General features: G+C 66.8%; 17 protein-coding genes, 2 rRNA genes and 1 riboswitch (1 of these 20 running past the window's edge). Of the genes, 9 read left to right on the top strand and 10 right to left on the bottom strand.

The window, feature by feature from the left end; all coding sequences use genetic code 11:
* Positions 1 to 13: 13 nt before the first annotated feature.
* From MARPU_RS06650 to MARPU_RS06625, 6 genes are all read right to left on the bottom strand, one after another.
* Positions 14 to 2,584, bottom strand: coding sequence for a FimV/HubP family polar landmark protein (locus MARPU_RS06650; protein ID WP_005224570.1), 2,571 nt, complete (start codon positions 2,582 to 2,584; stop codon positions 14 to 16).
* Positions 2,585 to 2,698: 114 nt separating this feature from the next.
* Positions 2,699 to 3,823 carry an aspartate-semialdehyde dehydrogenase gene (gene asd / locus MARPU_RS06645; RefSeq protein ID WP_005224569.1) on the bottom strand — a complete coding sequence of 375 codons (1,125 nt, stop codon included), beginning with the start codon at positions 3,821 to 3,823 and terminating at the stop codon, positions 2,699 to 2,701.
* Positions 3,824 to 3,922: 99 nt separating this feature from the next.
* Positions 3,923 to 5,002 (bottom strand): 3-isopropylmalate dehydrogenase, encoded by a 1,080-nt coding sequence (gene leuB / locus MARPU_RS06640; protein ID WP_005224568.1) that lies wholly within the window; start codon positions 5,000 to 5,002, stop codon positions 3,923 to 3,925.
* 86 nt (positions 5,003 to 5,088) lie between these two features.
* Positions 5,089 to 5,727 carry a 3-isopropylmalate dehydratase small subunit gene (gene leuD / locus MARPU_RS06635; protein WP_005224567.1) on the bottom strand — a complete coding sequence of 213 codons (639 nt, stop codon included), beginning with the start codon at positions 5,725 to 5,727 and terminating at the stop codon, positions 5,089 to 5,091.
* A complete protein-coding gene (leuC, locus tag MARPU_RS06630; protein ID WP_005224566.1) occupies positions 5,727 to 7,130 on the bottom strand; it encodes a 3-isopropylmalate dehydratase large subunit in 1,404 nt (467 codons plus the stop codon). Before leuC ends, leuD begins: the two co-directional genes overlap by 1 nt.
* A gap of 69 nt (positions 7,131 to 7,199) precedes the next feature.
* Entirely contained in the window at positions 7,200 to 8,129 is a 930-nt protein-coding gene (locus MARPU_RS06625; protein ID WP_005224565.1) for a hypothetical protein, read from the bottom strand.
* A gap of 106 nt (positions 8,130 to 8,235) precedes the next feature.
* On the opposite strand from MARPU_RS06625, the gene MARPU_RS06620 reads away from it, so the two are divergent.
* The 8 genes from MARPU_RS06620 to MARPU_RS06585 all read left to right on the top strand — a co-directional run bounded on the left by MARPU_RS06620 (position 8,236) and on the right by MARPU_RS06585 (position 15,644).
* On the top strand, positions 8,236 to 9,225 hold the full coding sequence (locus MARPU_RS06620; RefSeq protein WP_005224564.1) for a serine/threonine protein kinase: 990 nt from the start codon (positions 8,236 to 8,238) through the stop codon (positions 9,223 to 9,225).
* Positions 9,213 to 9,644, top strand: a complete 432-nt coding sequence (locus tag MARPU_RS06615) for a YchJ family protein (protein ID WP_005224563.1) — start codon at positions 9,213 to 9,215, stop codon at positions 9,642 to 9,644. The genes MARPU_RS06620 and MARPU_RS06615 overlap by 13 nt, the downstream gene beginning before the upstream one ends.
* Positions 9,645 to 9,704: 60 nt before the next feature.
* Entirely contained in the window at positions 9,705 to 10,010 is a 306-nt protein-coding gene (locus MARPU_RS06610) for a DUF4342 domain-containing protein (protein WP_005224562.1), read from the top strand.
* A gap of 72 nt (positions 10,011 to 10,082) precedes the next feature.
* A complete protein-coding gene (locus MARPU_RS06605) occupies positions 10,083 to 10,262 on the top strand; it encodes a hypothetical protein (protein ID WP_005224561.1) in 180 nt (59 codons plus the stop codon).
* A 126-nt stretch (positions 10,263 to 10,388) separates the two neighbouring features.
* The gene (locus MARPU_RS06600; protein ID WP_005224560.1) at positions 10,389 to 11,612 is read left to right on the top strand and encodes an HD-GYP domain-containing protein; all 1,224 of its coding nucleotides are present in this window, start codon (positions 10,389 to 10,391) and stop codon (positions 11,610 to 11,612) included.
* 49 nt (positions 11,613 to 11,661) lie between these two features.
* Complete coding sequence (locus tag MARPU_RS06595; protein WP_005224559.1) at positions 11,662 to 12,882, top strand: HD-GYP domain-containing protein; 1,221 nt, start codon at positions 11,662 to 11,664, stop codon at positions 12,880 to 12,882.
* A 28-nt stretch (positions 12,883 to 12,910) separates the two neighbouring features.
* Positions 12,911 to 14,329: a DUF4139 domain-containing protein gene (locus MARPU_RS06590; RefSeq protein ID WP_005224558.1), complete on the top strand. Its 1,419-nt coding sequence runs from the start codon at positions 12,911 to 12,913 to the stop codon at positions 14,327 to 14,329.
* Between the two features lie 442 nt (positions 14,330 to 14,771).
* A riboswitch (yybP-ykoY riboswitch) is annotated at positions 14,772 to 14,865 on the top strand.
* Positions 14,866 to 15,047: 182 nt separating this feature from the next.
* On the top strand, positions 15,048 to 15,644 hold the full coding sequence (locus tag MARPU_RS06585) for a TMEM165/GDT1 family protein (protein WP_005224557.1): 597 nt from the start codon (positions 15,048 to 15,050) through the stop codon (positions 15,642 to 15,644).
* A 5-nt stretch (positions 15,645 to 15,649) separates the two neighbouring features.
* Here MARPU_RS06585 and MARPU_RS06580 read toward each other — a convergent pair whose 3' ends face one another.
* Positions 15,650 to 16,921: a D-amino acid dehydrogenase gene (locus MARPU_RS06580; protein WP_005224556.1), complete on the bottom strand. Its 1,272-nt coding sequence runs from the start codon at positions 16,919 to 16,921 to the stop codon at positions 15,650 to 15,652.
* Between the two features lie 136 nt (positions 16,922 to 17,057).
* The gene (locus tag MARPU_RS06575; protein ID WP_005224555.1) at positions 17,058 to 17,723 is read right to left on the bottom strand and encodes a phosphate signaling complex PhoU family protein; all 666 of its coding nucleotides are present in this window, start codon (positions 17,721 to 17,723) and stop codon (positions 17,058 to 17,060) included.
* Positions 17,724 to 17,858: 135 nt separating this feature from the next.
* Between MARPU_RS06575 and MARPU_RS06570 the strand changes: the two genes are divergently transcribed.
* Positions 17,859 to 18,239 (top strand): DnaJ family domain-containing protein, encoded by a 381-nt coding sequence (locus MARPU_RS06570; protein ID WP_005224554.1) that lies wholly within the window; start codon positions 17,859 to 17,861, stop codon positions 18,237 to 18,239.
* A gap of 355 nt (positions 18,240 to 18,594) precedes the next feature.
* On the opposite strand, the gene rrf is transcribed toward MARPU_RS06570, so the two are convergent.
* Both rrf and MARPU_RS06560 read right to left on the bottom strand, forming a co-directional pair.
* Positions 18,595 to 18,710: ribosomal RNA gene (rrf, locus tag MARPU_RS06565) — 5S ribosomal RNA — on the bottom strand.
* 104 nt (positions 18,711 to 18,814) lie between these two features.
* Positions 18,815 to 20,318: ribosomal RNA gene (locus MARPU_RS06560) — 23S ribosomal RNA — on the bottom strand; it runs 1,382 nt beyond the window's last position.

Genomic DNA, 20,318 nt, shown 5'->3' with positions numbered 1-20,318 from the left:
CATGCGCGACCCGTCACCCCAGCTTGTCGAGGAGTTGACGGGCCTCCTGGCGCTGGTCCTCGCGACCGTCGGCGAGCACCTCTTCGAGGATCCCGCGCGCGGCCTCCTTATCGTCCATATCGAGATAGGCGCGGGCGAGATCGAGCTTGGTGGCGTTCTCGTCCCACAGCCCGGAGTCCATCTCCCACTGCGAGAGCAGGAACTCGCTCGGATCGGTGTCGGCCACCGGCTTGACCTCACCGCCACCCGCGGGACGGGCAGAGGGCTCGGGGGCGAGCGGCTGGGGCGTGCTCTGCGGCGCCAGGTCGGTATCGGAGAAACCGTCGAGATCCTCCAGGGTCAGCATCAGTTCGGAGTCATCGTCGACGGCGGGCTTCGACGCCCCGTCGGAATCGCTCGGCGCCTCCGGGGCGGACGGGCGCGGGACCGCCGCCCGCTCATCACCGAGACCGCCGTCACCGGTGGCGCGTGCCGCCTCGACCGGCGCCGACTCCTCGAGATCGGTGTCGTCGAACAGCAGCGGCAGATCGAAGTCATCGGCATCGACCTCGGTCTCGGGCTTGGGCTTGGGGGCCTCGCCGGATGACGCCGGCGCCGGGTCGGCGACATCCTCGAGATGCAGCGAGATCGACTCCTGCGACTCCGACGGCAGATCGAGCCCCACCGCCCCCGCGTCCCCAGCCGGCGACGGCGAGGCGTCTTCGCCACCAGCGACGAGGGCCGAATGCATCTCGAGCAGACGTTGCCACCCCGCCGGATCGACACGCTCGCCATCGGCTGCGCGCCCGTCCTCGACCAGCGCCTCCAGGGCCGCGACATCGCGCGTAGCAAAGTACGCCTCGGCGAGCTTGAGTCGCAGGTCCATGCGTCCTGGCGCGGCATCGAGCGCGCCGTGCAGCAGCCGCACCGCCTCGTCATAGCGACCATAGGCGATGAAGATGTCGGCCTCGGAGAGCGGGTCGGCCTCGTCCAGGGTCGAGTCGAACTGGGTGAGCGAGGAAAAAGGCGAACCCGAGGCATCCTCATCGACCAGGGCCGACGGCTCTGCCGCCTCGTTGATCTGGGTGTCGTGCTCGGTGGTGCGACGCGCCGGCACGTCGAGCGGCTCGAACTCGGACTCGATATCCAGGGTGGAGACCAGCTCGGTGTCCTCGCGCTGACGTCTACGCGAGGACCACCAGGAAAAGCCAATCAGCCCGAGCGCGGCGAGCGCGGCGAATCCGGCCAGCGGCAACAGCAGCGCATGCCAGAGCGAATCGGACGCCTCGGGCACCGGCTCGGGGACTGACGGTGGCGACTGCGGCGCCGGCGGCTCGCTCGGCGCCGGCTCATCGACAGCGGACGCCTCCCGCTCGCTCACCACCGGTGCGGGCGCCTCGCTCGCATCGGGCTCGACCACGGGTTCGGACGCAGCTGCGACCGAGGGGACCACCGGTTCGACGGCGGCCGTCGACTCGACATCGTCCACCACCGTGGTAGCCGCCTGCAGCCGCGCCACCTCGGCATTGCGGACGCGCAGCAGTTCCTTGATTTCGACGAGCTGGGACTCGAGTTCGCGGATGTGCGCACGCAGCTCCAGCGTCTCCTGACGGGTACTCTCGTGCGCCTGCATCACCGTCATCAGCTCTTGCTCGAGCGCCACCACCTCGGCCGAGCGCGCCGGCGACGAGGTGCCGGGCTGCGTCTCGTCGTCACGTCCGGGCATCTCACCGACCTCGCCGGCGATCCTCAGCCGCGCCGGCTCGGGCGGTGACGGCGCCAGGGGCGCGCGGTTGACCGACTCACCCCGCATCGCCGCCTGGAACTCGGTCTGCGCCGTCGCCGGGTCGAGCGCGAACAGCTCCTCGGCCGAGGGGATGGTCAGGGTCTCACCGGCGACCAGACGATTGATGTCACCACGGATGAAGGCGTCCTGGTTGGCGCGATAGAGCGCCATCGCGGTCTGCGCCAAGCTCGCCCCCTGGGACCTGGACTCGAGCGCGAACTGCCACAGTCCCACTCCTTCGGGGACCGGGCCGACCTGGACGGGGAAGACCGAGGAGTCGACGCCCTCGGGCAGCTCGATGGCGGCTGGAGCTGATCGTGAGCGCGGCGCGGCCTGCTCGACGGTCGTGGACGACGGCGCCGGGGCGCGTACGGGCCGCTCGGAGACCCGCGGCGCGGTCACTGCAGGGGCGCGCGCCGGGGTGCTCACCGGCGGGTCGAGGAGCACGGTGTAGCCGCGCACCAGCTGCCCCTCGGGCCAGGTGGCCGCGACCAAGAAGTCGAGATAGGGCTCGCGGACCGGCTCCCGGCTGGTGACTCGGACGACCGGCAAGCCACCCTCGGTGACCGCGGGCTCGAACTCGAGCTGGGTGAGATAGTGATAGCGCTCGAGTCCGGCCCGGTTGAAGGCCTCGGCGGGCGCCAGCTCGATGCGTACCGTGTCCAGGGTATCCGGATCGACGTCGATGAGCACGATATCGCCCCGGAAGGGCTGGTTCAACGCCGAGTACGTCTGCAGGCCTCCCAGCCCGAGCGCACTCGCATCGGCCACGACCAGGGTCAGCGCCAGGGCCGACGCCAGAGTGAGATTGCGAGACATCGTCCTCCCTCATGCACCTTGTGCGACGATCCGTCGACCGGCTCCCGACGGGCCGGGCGAAATGACTCCCGACTATATCCGATCGACCGACGCGCACCAAGCCACCATCGGTCTTCAGGCGCCTCGCGCGAGCAGGATCGCCAGCATCCGCCGCAGCGGCTCGGCCGCGCCCCACAGCAGCTGGTCGCCGACGGTGAAGGCGGAAAGATAGCGCGAACCGAGGTTCATCTTGCGCAGCCGCCCCACCGGCACCTCGAGCGTCCCGGTGACCGCCGCCGGCGAGAGTTCGCGCATGGTGCGCTCGCGCTCGTTGGGGATCACCCGCGCCCAGGGGTTGGCCTCGGCGATCAGGCGCTCGATCTCGTCGAGTTCGAGATCACGCGCGAGCTTGATGGTCAGCGCCTGACTGTGACAGCGCATCGCGCCGATACGCACGCAGATCCCGTCGATCGGTAGCGGCGCGGCGGGGTCGATGCCGAGGATCTTGTTGGTCTCGGCCTGGCCCTTCCACTCCTCACGGCTCTGGCCGTTGTCGAGCTGGGTGTCGATCCAGGGGATCAGACTGCCGGCGAGCGGTACCCCGAAACTCTCGGTCGGAAAGGCCGAGTCCCGCATCGCCGCGGTCACGCCGCGGTCGATCTCGAGGATCGCCGAGCCGGGATCGGCCAGCTGCGTCGCGACCGACTCGTGCAGCGCGTCCATCTGTGCCAGCAGCTCGCGCATGTTACGCGCACCGGCGCCCGAGGCGGCCTGATAGGTCATGGCGCTGACCCACTCCACCGCACCGGCGCGGAACAACCCGCCGATGGCCATCAGCATCAGACTGACGGTGCAGTTGCCACCGACGAAATCGCGCCGACCGGCGGCGAGCGCTGCGTCGATGACCTCGCGGTTGACCGGATCGAGGACGATGGTCGACTCCGGCGCCATGCGCAGCGCCGAGGCGGCGTCGATCCAGTAGCCGTCCCAGCCGCGCGCACGCAGCTGCGGGTGGACGCGCTTGGTGTAGTCGCCGCCCTGACAGCTGAGGATGACGTCCATCTCCGCCAGCGCGTCGAGCGAATCGGCGTCGCGCAGCGGTTGGGCGCCCCGCCCCACATCGGGACCGGGCTGCCCGGCCTGCGAGGTGGAGAAGAACACCGGCTCGGTGATGTGCGCGAAGTCCCCTTCGGCACGCATCCGCTCCATCAACACGGAGCCCACCATGCCTCGCCAGCCGACGAAACCAACCCGTTGCATTGTTCTCACCCCACAGTCATCTGATCTGGATTCGCCCGCCGGGGCGGGGCGTCGGCATACCGACGCGTGCCGTCCCGACCGGCGTTCGGCGCGATCGGCTCAGGCGCGCAGCGCCGCGACCACCGCATCGCCCATCTCGGCGGTGCCGACCTGGCGCATGCCCTCGGACATGATGTCGCCGGTGCGCAGACCCTGGTCGAGCACCTTGGAGACCGCCGCTTCGATGCGATCGGCCGCCTCGCCCGCGTCGAGCGAGTAGCGCAGCATCATCGCCACCGAGAGGATGGTGGCCAGCGGGTTGGCGATGCCGCGACCGGCGATATCGGGGGCCGAGCCGTGGATCGGCTCGTACATGCCCTGGCCCTCGGCGTTGAGCGAGGCCGAGGGCAGCATGCCGATCGAGCCGGTGAGCATGGCCGCGCAGTCGGAGAGGATGTCGCCGAACATGTTGGTGGTGACCATCACGTCGAACTGCTTGGGCGCGCGCACCAGCTGCATCGAGGCGTTGTCGACATACATGTGCGAGAGTTCGATCTCGGGGTAGTCGGCGGCGGTCTCGATCGCCACCTCACGCCACATCTCGGTGACCTCGAGCACGTTGGCCTTGTCGACCGAGCACACCCGCTTGCCGCGCTTCATGGCGATGTCGTAGGCGACGCGGCAGATGCGCTTGACCTCCGACTCCTTGTAGCAGAGGGTGTTGTAGCCGTAGCGCTCGCCCGACTCCAGGGTCTCGACGCCGCGCGGCTCACCGAAGTAGATGCCGCCGGTCAGCTCGCGCACGATCATCACATCGAGCCCGGAGACGATCTCGGGCTTGAGGGTGGAGGCATCGGCCAGCTGCGGGTAGAGGAAGGCCGGGCGCAGGTTGGCGAACAGCCCCAGGCCGGCGCGCAGCCCGAGCAGACCGCGCTCGGGGCGCTTGGAGAAGTGCAGCGGCTCCCACTTCGGTCCACCCACGGCGCCGAGCAGCACCGCATCGGAGGCCTTGGCCGCCTCCAGGGTGGCCGCCGGCAGCGGATCGCCGCAGTCGTCATAGGCCGCGCCGCCGACCAGGGCCTCTTCCATGGTCACGTCGATCGCGCCCTCGGCCTGCAGCGCGTCGAGCACCTTGATCGCCTCGGCGACGATCTCGGGACCGATACCGTCACCGGCGAGAACCAGAATCTTCTTGCTCAAAGGGATTTCTCCGAATACTTGGATGATGGCCGCCCGGACGGCGGCCGTCAGGACCCGTCCGCGCCGCGACGGCGCGGGCAACCGGGTCAGATGAACAGCCAGGGCGCCTCGGCGCGACGGCGCTCCTCATAGGCGCGGATGGTGTCGACCTCCTGCAGGGTGAGGCCGATGTCGTCGAGCCCCTCGATCAGCCGGTGCTTGTTGCCGGCGTCGATGTCGAAGGCGATGCGGGTAGCGTCATCGAGGATCAGCGTCTGACCGGGCAGGTCGACGGTGATGCGCAGCGCCTCGGGACCTGTCGCCTTGCCGAACAGGGCGTCGATCACCGGGGCCGGCAGCACGATCGGCAGGATGCCGTTCTTGAAACAGTTGTTGAAGAAGATGTCGGCGAAGCTCGGCGCCAGGATCACCCGCAAGCCGAAGTCGGCCAGCGCCCAGGGGGCGTGCTCGCGCGAGGAACCGCAACCGAAGTTTTCACGCGCGAGCAGGATCTCGGCGCTGGCGTAACGATCGTCGTTGAGCACGAACTCGGGGTTGAGCGGACGGTTGCTGCAGTCCATCCCCGGCTCGCCGTGATCGAGATAGCGCAGCTCATCGAACAGATAGGGACCGAAGCCGGTGCGCTGGATGCTCTTGAGGAACTGCTTGGGGATGATCGCGTCGGTGTCGATGTTGGCTCGATCGAGCGGCGCCACCACGCCGGTGAAGTTCTTGAACGCTTCCATCACAGCTCCCTCACGTCGACAAAGTGCCCGGTCACCGCGGCAGCGGCGGCCATGGCGGGGCTCACCAGGTGGGTGCGACCACCCTGGCCCTGACGGCCCTCGAAGTTACGGTTGGAGGTCGAGGCGCAACGCTCGCCCGGCTCCAGACGGTCGGCATTCATCGCCAGACACATCGAGCAACCCGGCTCGCGCCACTCGAACCCGGCCTCGGTGAAGATCTTGTCGAGCCCCTCGGCCTCGGCCTGCTCTTTCACCAGACCCGAGCCCGGCACCACCATCGCCAGCTGGATGCCGGGGGCGACCTTGCGGCCCTTGGCGATCTCGGCAGCGGCGCGCAGATCCTCGATACGCGAGTTGGTGCAGGAGCCGATGAAGACCTTGTCGGGACGGATGTCGGTGATCGCCATCCCCGCCTCGAGCCCCATGTACTCGAGCGCGCGACGGATGCTGGCGGCCTTGACCGCATCGGCCTCGGCGGCCGGATCCGGCACCCGGCCGTTGATGTCGAGCACCATCTCGGGCGAGGTGCCCCAAGTGACCTGCGGCGCGATGCTGGCAGCATCGATCTCGACGATCTCGTCGAACTCGGCGCCCGGATCGGTGACCAGGGTGCGCCAGTGCGCGGCGGCACGCTCGAACAGCTCGCCCTCGGGGGCCAGCGGACGACCGCGCATGAACTCCACGGTCTTCTCGTCGACGCCGATCAGTCCGGCGCGCGCGCCGGCCTCGATGGCCATGTTGCAGACCGTCATGCGCCCTTCCATGGTCAGCGCCTCGATCGCCTCGCCGGCGAACTCGATGACATAGCCGGTACCGCCGGCGGTGCCGATCCGGCCGATCACCGCGAGGACGATGTCCTTGGCGGTGACGCCCTCACCGAGCTGGCCGTCGACGCGAATCAGCATCGACTTCGACTTGCGCTGGATCAGACATTGGGTGGCCATGGCGTGCTCGACCTCGGAGGTGCCGATGCCGAAGGCCAGGGCGCCGAAGGCGCCGTGGGTGGCGGTGTGGGAGTCACCGCAGACCACGGTCGAACCCGGCAGGGTGAAGCCCTGCTCCGGGCCGATCACGTGCACCACGCCCTGACGCTGATCGGACATCGGGAACTCGCGGATGCCGAACTCGGCGCAGTTGGCGTCGAGAGTCTCGACCTGCAGTCGCGAGACCGGGTCGGCGATGCCCTGGGCACGGCCGCTGGTGGGCACGTTGTGATCCGGCACCGCGAGGTTGGCGCTGGTACGCCACGGCTGGCGCCCGGCCAGACGCAGACCCTCGAAGGCCTGGGGCGAGGTGACCTCGTGGATCAACTGACGATCGATATAGAGCAGTGCCGTGCCGGTCTCGTCGACGCGCACGACGTGCTCGTCCCAGAGTTTGTCGTAGAGGGTCCTGGCGCCCATAGACTCTGTCCTCGGTGCGAACGGTGCGAAAAAGGGAATCCCCTAGAGTAGTCCGGTGAGGGGTAAAACTCAATTCTCACCATCGAGATCACACCCTTGCGCCCACACCGGCTCGATCTGGAAGGGCTCGTCGGCGGTCGGATCGATGGTGATCCAGACCCCGCCGATCGAGGGCGACCCCGGCACCTCGACACGTACCAACCGACCACCCGCCCCGCCCTGCAGCGGGCGGTCGTGACGCAGCCGATGGGTGTCGCCGTGCAGCGCCAGCACCGGCCCGGGAAAGCGCGTCAGGGTCTCGGCAAGGGCCTCGCGCACCCAGCCCAGCGCCCGCGGCGCGCGACGGCGCTCGAACAGCGGGTCGACGTGGAAGACCACCACCAGCGCCGCGAGTCCCGCCGTGCGGGCCGCGTCGGTCGCCTCGCGCAACAACGCACGATTGACCGCGCGGCGCGCCGCCGACTCGGCCTGCGCGCGCGGATCGGCCCGACGCGCGCCATCGTGACTGCCGACCACATGCAGCACCACGAACATCACCCGACGATGGACGAAGCGGTAGAGTTCGGGGTAGTCGGGCGCTGCGGCCCGGGCGCCGAGCTGCCCGAGCCGCAGCACGGCGGGGTCTTCAAAGAAGTGTGCGCGCACCCGCGCGAGTCGCCGCAGCGGATCGTGGCTGCCGGCCAGCAGACGGTGGCAGTCGGTCCACTCGTTGTCGCCCGGGGTGTAGACCACCGGTACCGGCTGCGCCGCGAACAACCCGGCGATCCCCGCCAGCTGGGCGTCGGTACATGGCTGCGAGCCGCTTTTGATATCCCCGACATGGATCAGGAAGGGGCTGCCATGGCCCACGGCATGCGCGAACAGCGCGCGCAACCCAGCCAGCTCGGAGGTGCCGTAGGGGAGGTCACCGACGGCGAACACCCGCCAGGGCGCGGCATCCGCGACGAGCGGCAGGCACAGCGCGAGCAGGATGCGGAGCAGTGTCGTGCGCAGCTTCATCAGGGCTCCTCGGTGATGACGCGGCGCCCGAACGACGCCAACCGGATCGCGACAAGATATCCGGTCGCGCTCCCCGAGCGGGCGACGATCCGCGTAGAATCGTGTCATGGATACAACCGATCCCACACCCTATGCCGACCTCGGCCCCGACCGCATCCTCGATGCCATCGAGTCGGTCGGCTTGGTCCCCGACGGGCGCATGCTCGCGCTCAACAGTTACGAGAACCGTGTCTATCAGATCGGTCTCGACGAGACCACGCCGGTGGTGGTCAAGTTCTATCGCCCCGGACGCTGGAGCGACGCGGCGATCGCCGAGGAACACGACTTCGCCGCCGAACTGGCCGAGCGCGAGATCCCGGCGATCGCGCCGCAACGCATCAACGGAGACACCCTGCACCACTTCGCCGGACATCGTTTCTCGATCAGCCCGAGACGCGGCGGGCGCGACCCCGAACTCGACGACCCCGAGGTGCTGGAGTGGGTCGGGCGTTTCATCGGCCGCATCCACGCCGTCGGCACCACCCGCCCCTTCGCGCACCGCCCGCGACTCGACATCGAGGCCTTCGGCACCGGCCCGCGCGCGCTGCTGCTCGATCAGGACTGGGTCCCCGCCGAGCTGCGCGAGACCTACACCGAGGTGAGCGCCAGCGTCCTCGCGGCGGTCGCCGAGTGCCATGCGCGCGCCGGACGGGTGCGCGAGATCCGGCTGCACGGCGACTGCCATCGCGGCAACCTGATGTGGACCGACGCCGGACCGCACTTCGTCGACTTCGACGATGCGCGCAGCGGCCCGGCGGTACAGGATCTGTGGATGCTGCTCTCGGGCAGCCGTGCCGAGCAGAGCCGACAGCTCGCCGACGTGCTCGCCGGCTACGAGGATTTCTGCGACTTCGACGTGCGCGAACTGCACCTGGTCGAGGCGCTGCGTACCCTGCGCCTGATCCACCACGCCGCCTGGCTGGCACGGCGCTGGCAGGATCCGGCCTTTCCCGTCGCCTTCCCCTGGTTCGCCACCACGCACTACTGGGAACAGCATATCGCCCAGCTGCGCGAACAACTCCTCGCCATGGAGGCCGGACCGCTATGGCCCGCATGAACACGCCAGACCCGATGACGACGAGCGCCTGCCCCTGTGGCAGCGGCAAGACACTCGCGACCTGCTGCGGGCCTTATCTGGCCGGGGAGGCACGGCCCGAGACCGCCGAGCAGTTGATGCGCTCGCGCTACACCGCCTTCACCCTGGAGGCGCACGATTATCTGCGCGCCACCTGGCACCCCGAACACTGCCCGCCCGACCTCACCCCCGACGACCCGCCACCGCGTTGGCTCGGACTGCGCATCCTCGCCCGCAGCGCCGGCGGCCCCGACGACGATCAGGGCACGGTCGAGTTCGTCGCCCGCTACAAGATCGGTGGTCGCGCCCATCGGCTGCACGAGCGCAGCCGCTTCATCCGGCTCGACGGACACTGGGTCTATGTCGACGGAACCTTTCCCGCGACACGCACGACGAACTGAGACACCATCGGGCATCGCCCGGTCTCGATCACTCAAGCCAGACACATCGAGGAGTTACCCATGAGAGACGATCACCGACGACCGACCCACGAAGAATTCACGGTCGCCGGCGGCGCGCTGGTCGACAAGATCAAGGAGCTGGTGCGCCAGGGCAACGTCAGACGGCTGATCGTGCGCCGCCCCAGCGGCCAAATCCTCACCGACGTCCCGCTCAACGCCGGACTCGGTGTTGCCGCAGCACTCACCCTGATCGCCCCGGTGCTCACCGCGCTCGGCGCCATCGCCGCGCTGCTCGCACAGTTCCGCATCGAGATCGAGCGCGACCCGAGCCAGCCGCGCGGCCCCTACCCCGACGACCGTCGCTAGTCACCCCGCCCCGGCGGCACCGGCCGCGACCGCGGCCGACCATCTGTATCAACGAGAAACCAGAGGTTCACGATGAAGCAGATCAAGCAGACCGAGGACTATGTGATCTACCAGAAACGCACCGGACGCTATGCCGTGCGAGATCCACGCGAGAAGCAGTGGATCAACGGTGAGGCCAAGGAGACCATCCTGCGCGCCGAGCAGCTCATCCCCGCAGCCGGCGCGACACGCCAGACGGAGCGCGCCGACTGATCGCGCCGCGCGCCCCGAGGCGGGACTGCCCGGGGCGCGCGTTTGATCGTATGATGTCCGTCGAACCAGCGGGCAGCGAGATCTCGACGCGCTCGTACCGGCACGACGAACAAGCTCCAAGACGGCATGATCAAAAAGATCCGTATCGATCAGCTTCGCCCGGGGATGCACATCCATGACCTCAACTTCGGCTGGACCGATCATCCCTATGTGCGCAACGACTTCCTGATCGAGGACGAACAGTCCCTGGCGCAGGTGCGCAGCCTGGGCATCCGCGAACTCTACATCGACACCGACAAGGGGCTCGACGTCGCCAGCGCACCGAGCCGCCTGGAGGTCGAGGCGGCGCTCGAGCGCGAGCTGGTCGAGGTCGCCGACAACTCCCCCGACAGCCACCAGCCAACCACCCTCGAGGACGAGCAGGAGCAGGCTCGCAAGGTCCACCGCGAGGCCAACCAGTTGATCCGCGAGCTGATGGAGGACGTGCGCCTGGGCCGTCAGATCGATGTCGCACGCACCGACCCGGTGATCGGTCGCATGGTCGGCTCGATCTTCCGCAACCGCGACGCGCTGCTCGGGCTGACGCGGATCCGGCGGATGGACCGCTACACCTTCGAGCACTCGGTCAACGTCGCCGTGCTGATGACCTCCTTCGCCACCACGATGAAGTTCTCCCCCGAGCTGATCCACCAGATCGGCGTCGGTGCCCTGCTCCACGACATCGGCAAGACCCTCACCCCACTCGAGGTCCTCAACAAGCCCGGACGACTGACCGCGGCCGAGGTCGAGATCATGCGCGGACACGTCGTCGACAGTCGCGACATCCTCGCCCGCGTCCCCGGCATCCCGCCAGTGGCCCTGGCCGTCGCCGCCGAGCATCACGAGCGCATTGACGGCAACGGCTACCCCGACGGCAAGACCGGCGACCAGATCAGCAGATACGGACGCATGGCGGCGATCGTCGACGTCTACGACGCCATCACCTCCGATCGCGTCTACCACAAGGGCATGGACCCACACCGGGCGCTGCGCAAGCTGCTCGAGTGGAGCAGCCACCACCTCGACGCAGGGCTGGTGCAACACTTCATCCGTTGCGTCGGCATCTACCCGGTCGGCACCCTGGTGCGGCTCAAGAGCCAACGCCTCGCGGTGGTAGTCGGCACCGGGCGCAGCGGCGTGCGTCACCCCAAGGTGCGCCTGGTGCTCGACATCCAGCGCCGTCGCTATCTTCCACCCGACGACCTGGACCTGTCCGATCCCGCGATCGAGGCCGAGGAGTCGATCCTCAGCGCCGAGCCCCCCGAACGCTGGGGCATTCGCCCGGAGGACCTGCTGCAGCCCCAGCCATGAGCGTCGGCATGCAGCCCGACCTCGCGCCGAACAACGGAGACCGTCCACGGTGATCAAGAAGATCGCGATCGATCAGCTGCGCCCCGGCATGCACGTCCACGACCTCAATTTCGGCTGGTCCGATCATCCGCTCGCGCGCAGCGACTTCCTCCTCGAGGACGCGCGCGCACTGGCACAGATCCGCAGCCTCGGCATCCGTGAACTCTATATCAACACCGAGAAGGGCCTCGACATCGCCGACGCCAAGACCCAGAACGAGGTCGAACAGGATCTCGAGCAAAAAATGACCCAGGTTGCACTCGCCCAGCCACCGGAGCAACCACCGACCTCGCTGGCTACCGAACTCACCCGCGCGCGCGCGCTCCAACGTCAGGCCCTCGAGCTGATCCGTCGCGCCATGGAGCAAGCCGGACGAGGCCAACCACCCGAGTTGCCGCCGCTGATCGAGTTGATCGAGGCGCTGATGGAATCGCTCGAGCGCAACCGCGACGCCCTGCTCGGCCTGACCCGGGTCAGACGCATCGGACGCTACACCCTCGAGCATTCGTTCAACGCCGCGGTCCTCACCATCGCCTTTGCCCGCACCCTCGAACTCGAACGCGCTCATACCGCCGAGATCGCACTCGGCGCCCTGCTCCACGACATCGGCAAGAGCCTGATCCCGGAGGCGATCGTCAACAAGCCAGGCGCACTCACCGATGACGAACTCGCCCTGGTGCACGGCCATGTGCTGCACGCCCATGAGCTGTTGCGCACGCTCCCCGGCATGCCCGAGGCCGCGCTGAGGCTGATCGCCGAGCATCACGAACGCATGGACGGCTCGGGCTATCCACGCGGACGGCGTGGGCTGGAGATCTCGCGCCAGGGTCGAATGGCGGCGATCATCGATGTTTATGACGCGATCACCGCCGACCGGGTCTATCAGACCGGACTGGAGCCGCATCTGGCGCTACGCAAACTGCTTGAGTGGAGCCGTTTCCACTTCGACGCCGACCTGGTCCAGCGCTTCATCCGCTGCCTCGGGATCTATCCGGTCGGCAGCCTGGTGCGGCTCGAGAGCGGCCTGCTCGGCGTGGTGGTGGGCGGCGGGCGCAAGGGCCCCTTGCAGCCCGTGGTGCGAGTGTTCATGAACGCCAACCAGCGCCGCAGCGTGGCGCTGTACGATCTCGACCTGTCCGCCCCTGGGGTCGGAGAACGGATCAGCGGCATCGAGTCGCCCGCCCACTGGCGCATCCGCCCCGAGGTCGTCCTGCTCCACGCCCTCGGCTAATCCGCCCTCAGGATAAGGAGACCGCAACATGCCCGACCGCCATCATCCGTTCGCCCGGATCCCGCTCGCGCTCGCCCTCGGCGGCGCGCTCCAGGCCGGCGCCGCCGATGAGTTGCGACTCGACGACGCAGCCCGCGAGGGTCTCGGGGTGACCATCTACAACGAGGACCTGGCGCTGGTGCGCGACCTGCGCCGGACCGAGCTTGTAGCAGGCGAGAACCGCATCGCCTGGCGCAACGTCTCGGCCGAGATCCGCCCGGAGACGGCCCTGCTCTCCGCACCCGAGGGCGGCGGCACGCTGCGACTGCTGGAACAGAACTTCGACTACGACCTGCTCACCCCCGAGAGCCTGCTGCACAAGTACGTCGGACGCGAGATCGAGGTGGTACGCACCGACGCCGAGGGCGAGCGCACCCGTGAACGTGCCCAGGTATTGGCGGCCAATGGTGGCGTGGTGCTGCGCTACGCCGATCGTATCGAGACCGAGGTGGTCGGCCACCTGATCTATCCCGACGTCCCTCCCGACCTGCGCGATCAGCCGACCCTGGTGCTGCATCTCGAGACCGAGGAGGCGGGCGAGCGCGCGCTCGAACTCTCCTATCTCAGCGGCGGGCTGTCCTGGCGGGCCGACTATGTCGCCGAACTCGACCCCGAGCACAACGATCGCATGACCCTCAACGCCTGGGTCACACTCGAGAATCGTAGCGGCGTGGCCTATCGCGACGCCCGTCTCCAGCTCGTCGCCGGCGAACTCAACCAGGTGCGCGAGCGCGTCAGGGCGATGAAGTCCATACGCTTCGGGGTCAACATGGCCGAGGATGCCATGCCCGCGCGTGAACAGCTCGACGCCTATCATCTCTACACCCTGCCCCGTCACACCGATCTGCTCAACAACCAGACCAAGCAGGTGGCGCTGTTCGCCGCCGAGGCGATCCCGGTCGAGCGCCTGCTGGTGGTGAGCGGACGACACCTCGGCGCTCGCAACGGCGACGGCTGGAGTCGCCTGCCGGTACGCACCACCCTGAGTTTCGTCAACGACGCCGCGGGACCGGACATGCCGCTGCCGCGTGGGGTGATCCGGGTCTATGCCCAGGACAGCGGCGGACAGGCCCAGTTCGTCGGCGAGGACACCATCGATCACACCCCCACCGATCAGCGCGTCACCCTGACCCTCGGCGAGAGCTTCGACGTCACCGCCCGGCGCCGTCAGACCGACCTCGAACGGATCGGCGACGACACCGTCGAACTCGGCTTCGAGCTTGAACTGGCCAACGCCCGGGACACGGCGACGACGGTCGAGGTGCGCGAGCGCATCTCCGGCGACTGGCGCATGCTCGAGGAGAGCGCCGACCACACCAAGGCCGCCGCCGACCTCGCGGTGTGGCGTCTGGAGATCCCCGCCGAGGGACGCACCGCCCTGACCTGGCGGGTCCGCATCAAGCGCTGAGACAGGCCGGCGCCCGAGGCAGACGCTGGGTTGCCGAAAACGGCAACCCAACCTACGAAGGCTCAGCGATCAGCGATCAGCGATCAGCGATCAGCGATCAGCGATCAGCGATCAGCGATCAGCGATCAGAAGATTGAACCGCCAAGGCGCAAAGAGCGCAAAGGGGCTCGAGTTGCAAGCGACCAGCCTCCAGCAGCCAGCGGGGGTGTGCCCTCGACGACAGCACGGCTTGCCCGCATCCGTGGCGCACGTTCTTGACGCCAGTGTTTGTGGGTAGCCCGCCACTGGCGGCTGGCGGCTGATCGCTGGAGGCTCTTCTTCCCTTTGCGCCCTTTGCGGCTTTGCGGTTCAATCCCCTGGCGGCTGGCGGCTGGCGGCTGGCGGCTGGCGGCTGGCGGCTGGCGGCTGACTTGACACCTTCGCCCAAGGCGGCGAGAATCGCGCCCCACTCCGAGGGGAGTAGTCTCCCGCGCAGCGCGCGGGGCATCCGTCAACAGACTTGGCGATCGCCATGGCGGATGCGGCCCGACGGGCTTGACGAGACCTCGAGCACGAACGCGACGGCCAATGGGCCGGGCGCGCGTCATCGTGTTCGAGTCTTGTCCTTGCCTTGCGCCCGGCCCCGAGGATCCCATCCGATGTCACCTCCGACGACCACGGCCCAGCGCCGTTCCCCGTGCACCGCCACGCCCCAAGCGATCGTGGGGTACGCAGCGGCATGATCGATACCACTATGATCTCGACCGATGGCGGCGCAATGACTGCTACTTTCGCCCTTGTCGCACTCGCCGAGATGGGCGACAAGAGCCAGCTGGTGTGCATGGCGCTCGCCGCCCGCCACCGTCACTGGCCGGTGCTGTTCGGCGCGCTCGCCGCCTTCCTGTTGCTCAACACCCTGGCGGTGCTGTTCGGCGCCGCGCTCACCCAATGGATCCCCGACCAGTGGCTGGCCGCGGCGGTCGCGGTGCTGTTCGCGACCTTCGGAATCGTCGCGCTACGCACCACCGAGGACGAGGAGGAGAGCGACGAGAAGATGGTGCAGCGCTCCGGGCACAGCATCCTGGTCGCGACCTTCCTGCTGCTGTTCCTCGCTGAGATGGGCGACAAGACCCAGCTCGCCGTCGCCGGCATGGCCACCACCCTGGCCCCGTTGCCGGTGTGGATCGGCGCCAACCTGGCGATGGCACTGACCGCCGCACTCGGGGTCTTCGTCGGCTGCCGACTGCTCACACGGTTGCCGATCGTACTGGTGCACCGCATCTCCGGCGCGCTCTTCCTGGTACTCGCCGCAGTGGCCGCGACCCAGGTGTTCTGAGCTGCTCAGTCGGCCAGCCAGCCGCCGCGATAGCGCACCAGGGTCAGACCCTCGGGGTCGATCGCGGCGGCTCGGCCGAGCATCAGATCGGCGATCAGGCGCGCCGAACCGCAGCTCAGGGTCCAGCCGAGCGAGCCGTGTCCGAGATCGAGATAGAGCCCCGCACAACCGCTCTCGCCCAGGATCGGCGGACCGTCCGGGGTCATCGGACGCAACCCGGCCCAGGACTCGGCCTGGCGCGGATCAGCGGCCTCGGGGAAGAGATCGACGAGTACCCGTCGCAGGGTCTCCAGCCGTCCGCGCCGCAACCGCAGATCCATGCCACAGAGTTCGGCCGTGCCGGCCACCCGCAAGCGGGCCCCCAGCCGAGTCAGCGCGACCTTGTTGGTCTCGTCCATCAAGGTCGAGCGTGGCGCCGCTTCAGGATCGAGCAGCGGCAGGGTGAGCGAATAGCCCTTGACCGGATAGATCGGCGCGCGGATGCCGAGCGGGCGCAACAGCCGCACCGCATCGAAACCGGCAGCGAGCAGACAGCGATCGGCGACCAGGGGTCCGGCGTCGGTCTCGACCCCGGTGATCGCGCCGTCGCGGACACGCAGCGCCTCGACCCGCACCCCGTAGCGGAACTCGACCCCGAGCTTGGCCGCATGGCCCGCCAGCGCCTGGGTAAAACGCAGACAGTCGCCGGTCTCGTCATCGGGGAAGCGCAGGCCACCGGCGAGGCGATCAGCGACCCGGGCAAGCGCGGGCTCGTGACGGATACAGCCCTCGACATCAAGCAGATCGCAGCGCAGCCCGCCACGCTCGAGGATGTCGCGATCGCGTCGTGCCTGATCGAACTGGGCCGCCGAACGCAGCAGTTGCAGGGTTCCGCCCTGGCCGGCGTCGTAGTCGATCCCGATCTCGGCACGCAACTCGCCCAGGGCGACCCGGCTGTACTCGGCCAGGCGCAGCAGCCGCGCCTTGTTGCGGGCATAGTGGCGCGCGTTACAGTTGCCAAGCGTCGCCGCCATGAAGCGCAGCATCGCCGCGTCCAGCCGCGGTCGCACCCGCAGCGGGGCGTGCGGGGTCAACAGCCAGCGCAGCGCCTTGAGCGGCAGACCGGGCGCAGCCCAGGGCGCGGCATAGCCGGTCGAGACCTGACCGGCATTGGCATAGCTGGTCTCCAGGCCGGAGCCGGCACAACGCTCGAGCACCGTCACCTCGGCACCGGCGCGGGCAAGTTGATAGGCTGCGGTGGTACCGATCACCCCGCTACCAATGACCAGGACACGCATCACTCAATCCCTCCTCGCAGGCCGGGAGATCAGCACGGTGATGCACCCGACCTGACACCCAATTGCTGAGGATCGGGGAGGATCGGCAAGGATCAAGGGGTACGACGGCGAGGTTCAGCGGCCAGATCACTCTGGCTCAATCGAGCGCCTCGAGGTTACCGGTCTCGATATAGGCCAGCTGCTCGGCGATGTTGGTCGCCCGCTCGGCGATACGTTCGAGATGATGCGACATCCAGAGTAGCGCCACCTGGTCACTCGCACTCGCCGGATTTGTATGCAGTGCCGCTATGATGCGGCCATTTGTCGACAAAACATGACGATCAATCGCGAAATCCGCCATCCATGAAGCAGAAGCAATGCCGTTTCCGGTACCGCTCGAATAACCATTGAGCACCGCATCGAGCAAGCGCCTGCTGTTCTCGCCCAGGCTCAAGAGAGAGGCGAGCGCCAGAGAATCAGGGTTCCAACCCGGATGTCTCAACAGCAATCGCCCGAGATCGGCGGCATGATCGGCAATACGTTCGAGTTCCGAGACCATCTCCAACGACACACCAACCAGCCGTAGATCGCCCCCAGCCGGATGATGGGCGGCGAGGATCAACAATGCCTCCTGCTCAAGCGCGCGACGCGCGTCATTGATGTCCTGATCGGCCGCGACCAGAGAACGCGCGCGCGGCAAGTTCCGTGTACGCAAGACCTCGAGTCCCTCGACCACCATCCCGGCGACCCGCTCACCCAACTCGATCATGGACTCGCGCAGGCCATCCCGTCTGTCCTCGATCAGCGACCGTCGATTCAACATCACTTTACCCCGCCTGAGCATACCCTTAGTAAGTGCAATCTACGCCCAAGGCATGACTGGTCGATGACCACGAGATGACAGCAGGCAAGCTACAATCCCAGTCGATCAATCAATCAATCGAAAGCGTTACGCCTCATGGATCTCATCGATCAAATTGCCGAGCGTCATATCGAACAGGCACGTGCACGGGGAGAACTCGACGATCTGCCCGGCAGCGGCAAACCACTGCCGACAGAAGATCTCGCCATGGTCCCCGAGCACCTGCGCGCCGGCTATCGTCTGCTCAAAGGGGCGGGGTTCATCCCACCGGAGATCGAAGCCCTGCGTCAGATCCGCGACACCGAAGCGCTCATCGCCCGAATCGAGGACCCACAGGCACGCGCCGAGGCGGCCAGACGACTCAGGCTACTCGAAACCCGACTGAACGAGGGACGCGGACAGGGCCTCAACGCAATCACCCGGATGCAGTACCAGGAAGCACTGAATCGAGCATTCTCCGATCGCGAGGGGGATTGAAGGCCAGCGGCCAGAAGATTGGACCGCAAAGCCGCGAAGGGCGCGAAGGGTTTTGAACCTGGGAGGCGGTCGACGTCCGGCTCACAGCCCCGTCGGTTGGGTTGTCCGCTCACCAGCGTCAACGTCTGCTGAGGAACGGCGATCGGCGCCGGGGCAAGCACCGAACGCAGGCCACGCACTCGCACGCGCCGCGGCATCAGCCGCACATCCCCGATATTCCTTCGCGTCCTTTGGGTCTTTGCGGTTCAATCTTTCCGGCTGGCGGCTGGCGGCTGGCGGCTGGCGGCTGGCGGCTTTTTCCGCCGCACAAAGTAAAACCCCCGAACACAGAGTGCTCGGGGGTTTCGGGATAAGGTCCTGGCAGTGACCTACTTTCGCATGGGGAGGCCCCACACTATCATCGGCGAGGTCCTGTTTCACTTCTGAGTTCGGGATGGGATCAGGTGGGTCCAGGACTCTATGGCCGCCAGGAAAACTGCTTTGTCTTGCCCGATCATCTCGGACAGGACCAATTCGGTTCAGATCGTTGTCGGCAGTTGCGTGAGCCGATGCCCTGCAACGCACTTGGGTGTTATATGGTCAAGCCGCACGGTCAATTAGTACAGGTTAGCTTCACACGTTACCGCGCTTCCACATCCTGCCTATCAACGTCGTGGTCTTCGACGGACCTTCAGGGGCATCAAGTGCCCAGGGAGACCTCATCTTGGGAGGGGCTTCCCGCTTAGATGCTTTCAGCGGTTATCCCGTCCGTACATAGCTACCCGGCAATGCCACTGGCGTGACAACCGGAACACCAGGGGTACGTCCACTCCGGTCCTCTCGTACTAGGAGCAGCTTCCCTCAAGTCTCCAACGCCCACGGCAGATAGGGACCGAACTGTCTCACGACGTTCTAAACCCAGCTCGCGTACCACTTTAAATGGCGAACAGCCATACCCTTGGGACCGACTTCAGCCCCAGGATGTGATGAGCCGACATCGAGGTGCCAAACACCGCCGTCGATATGAACTCTTGGGCGGTATCAGCCTGTTATCCCCGGAGTACCTTTTATCCGTTGAGCGATGGCCCTTCCATACAGAACCACCGGATCACTAAGACCTACTTTCGTACCTGCTCGACGTGTCTGTCTCGCAGTCAAGCACCCTTATGCCTTTGCACTCATTGCGCGATTTCCGACCGCGCTGAGGGTACCTTCGTGCTCCTCCGTTACGCTTTGGGAGGAGACCGCCCCAGTCAAACTACCCACCATGCACTGTCCCTGATCCGGATTACGGACCGAGGTTAGAACTCCAAACATACCAGGGTGGTATTTCAAGGTTGGCTCCACAGCAGCTGGCGCCACTGTTTCAAAGCCTCCCACCTATCCTACACAAGTAGGTTCAAAGTCCAGTGCAAAGCTATAGTAAAGGTTCACGGGGTCTTTCCGTCTAGCCGCGGGTACTCGGCATCTTGACCGAGATTTCAATTTCACTGAGTCCCTGGTGGAGACAGTGCCGCCATCGTTACGCCATTCGTGCAGGTCGGAACTTACCCGACAAGGAATTTCGCTACCTTAGGACCGTTATAGTTACGGCCGCCGTTTACCGGGGCTTCGATCAAGAGCTTCTCCGAAGATAACCCCATCACTTAACCTTCCGGCACCGGGCAGGCGTCACACCCTATACGTCCTCTTACGAGTTTGCAGAGTGCTGTGTTTTTAATAAACAGTCGCAGCGGCCTGGTCACTGCAACCCTCTTCAGCTCCACGAGCAAGTCGCTTCACTTACCAAGGGCGTACCTTCTCCCGAAGTTACGGTACCATTTTGCCTAGTTCCTTCACCAGGGTTCTCTCAAGCGCCTTGGGATTCTCACCCTGCCCACCTGTGTCGGTTTGGGGTACGGTCATCTGTAACCTGAAGCTTAGAGACTTTTCCTGGAAGCTTGGCATCAATCACTTCGTTCCCGTAGGAACTCGTCATCACGTCTCAGGATTGTGTCCCCGGATTTGCCTAAGGACACTCCCTACTCGCTTGGACCGGCACTACCATCGGCCGGCTGACCTAGCCTTCTCCGTCATCCCATCGCAGTTACAGCTGGTGCA

It is taken from the genome of Marichromatium purpuratum 984, assembly GCF_000224005.2.
Taxonomy (GTDB): domain Bacteria; phylum Pseudomonadota; class Gammaproteobacteria; order Chromatiales; family Chromatiaceae; genus Marichromatium; species Marichromatium purpuratum.
Note: the sequence above shows the minus strand (reverse complement) of the source record. Positions and strands in the feature narration are given on the sequence as shown.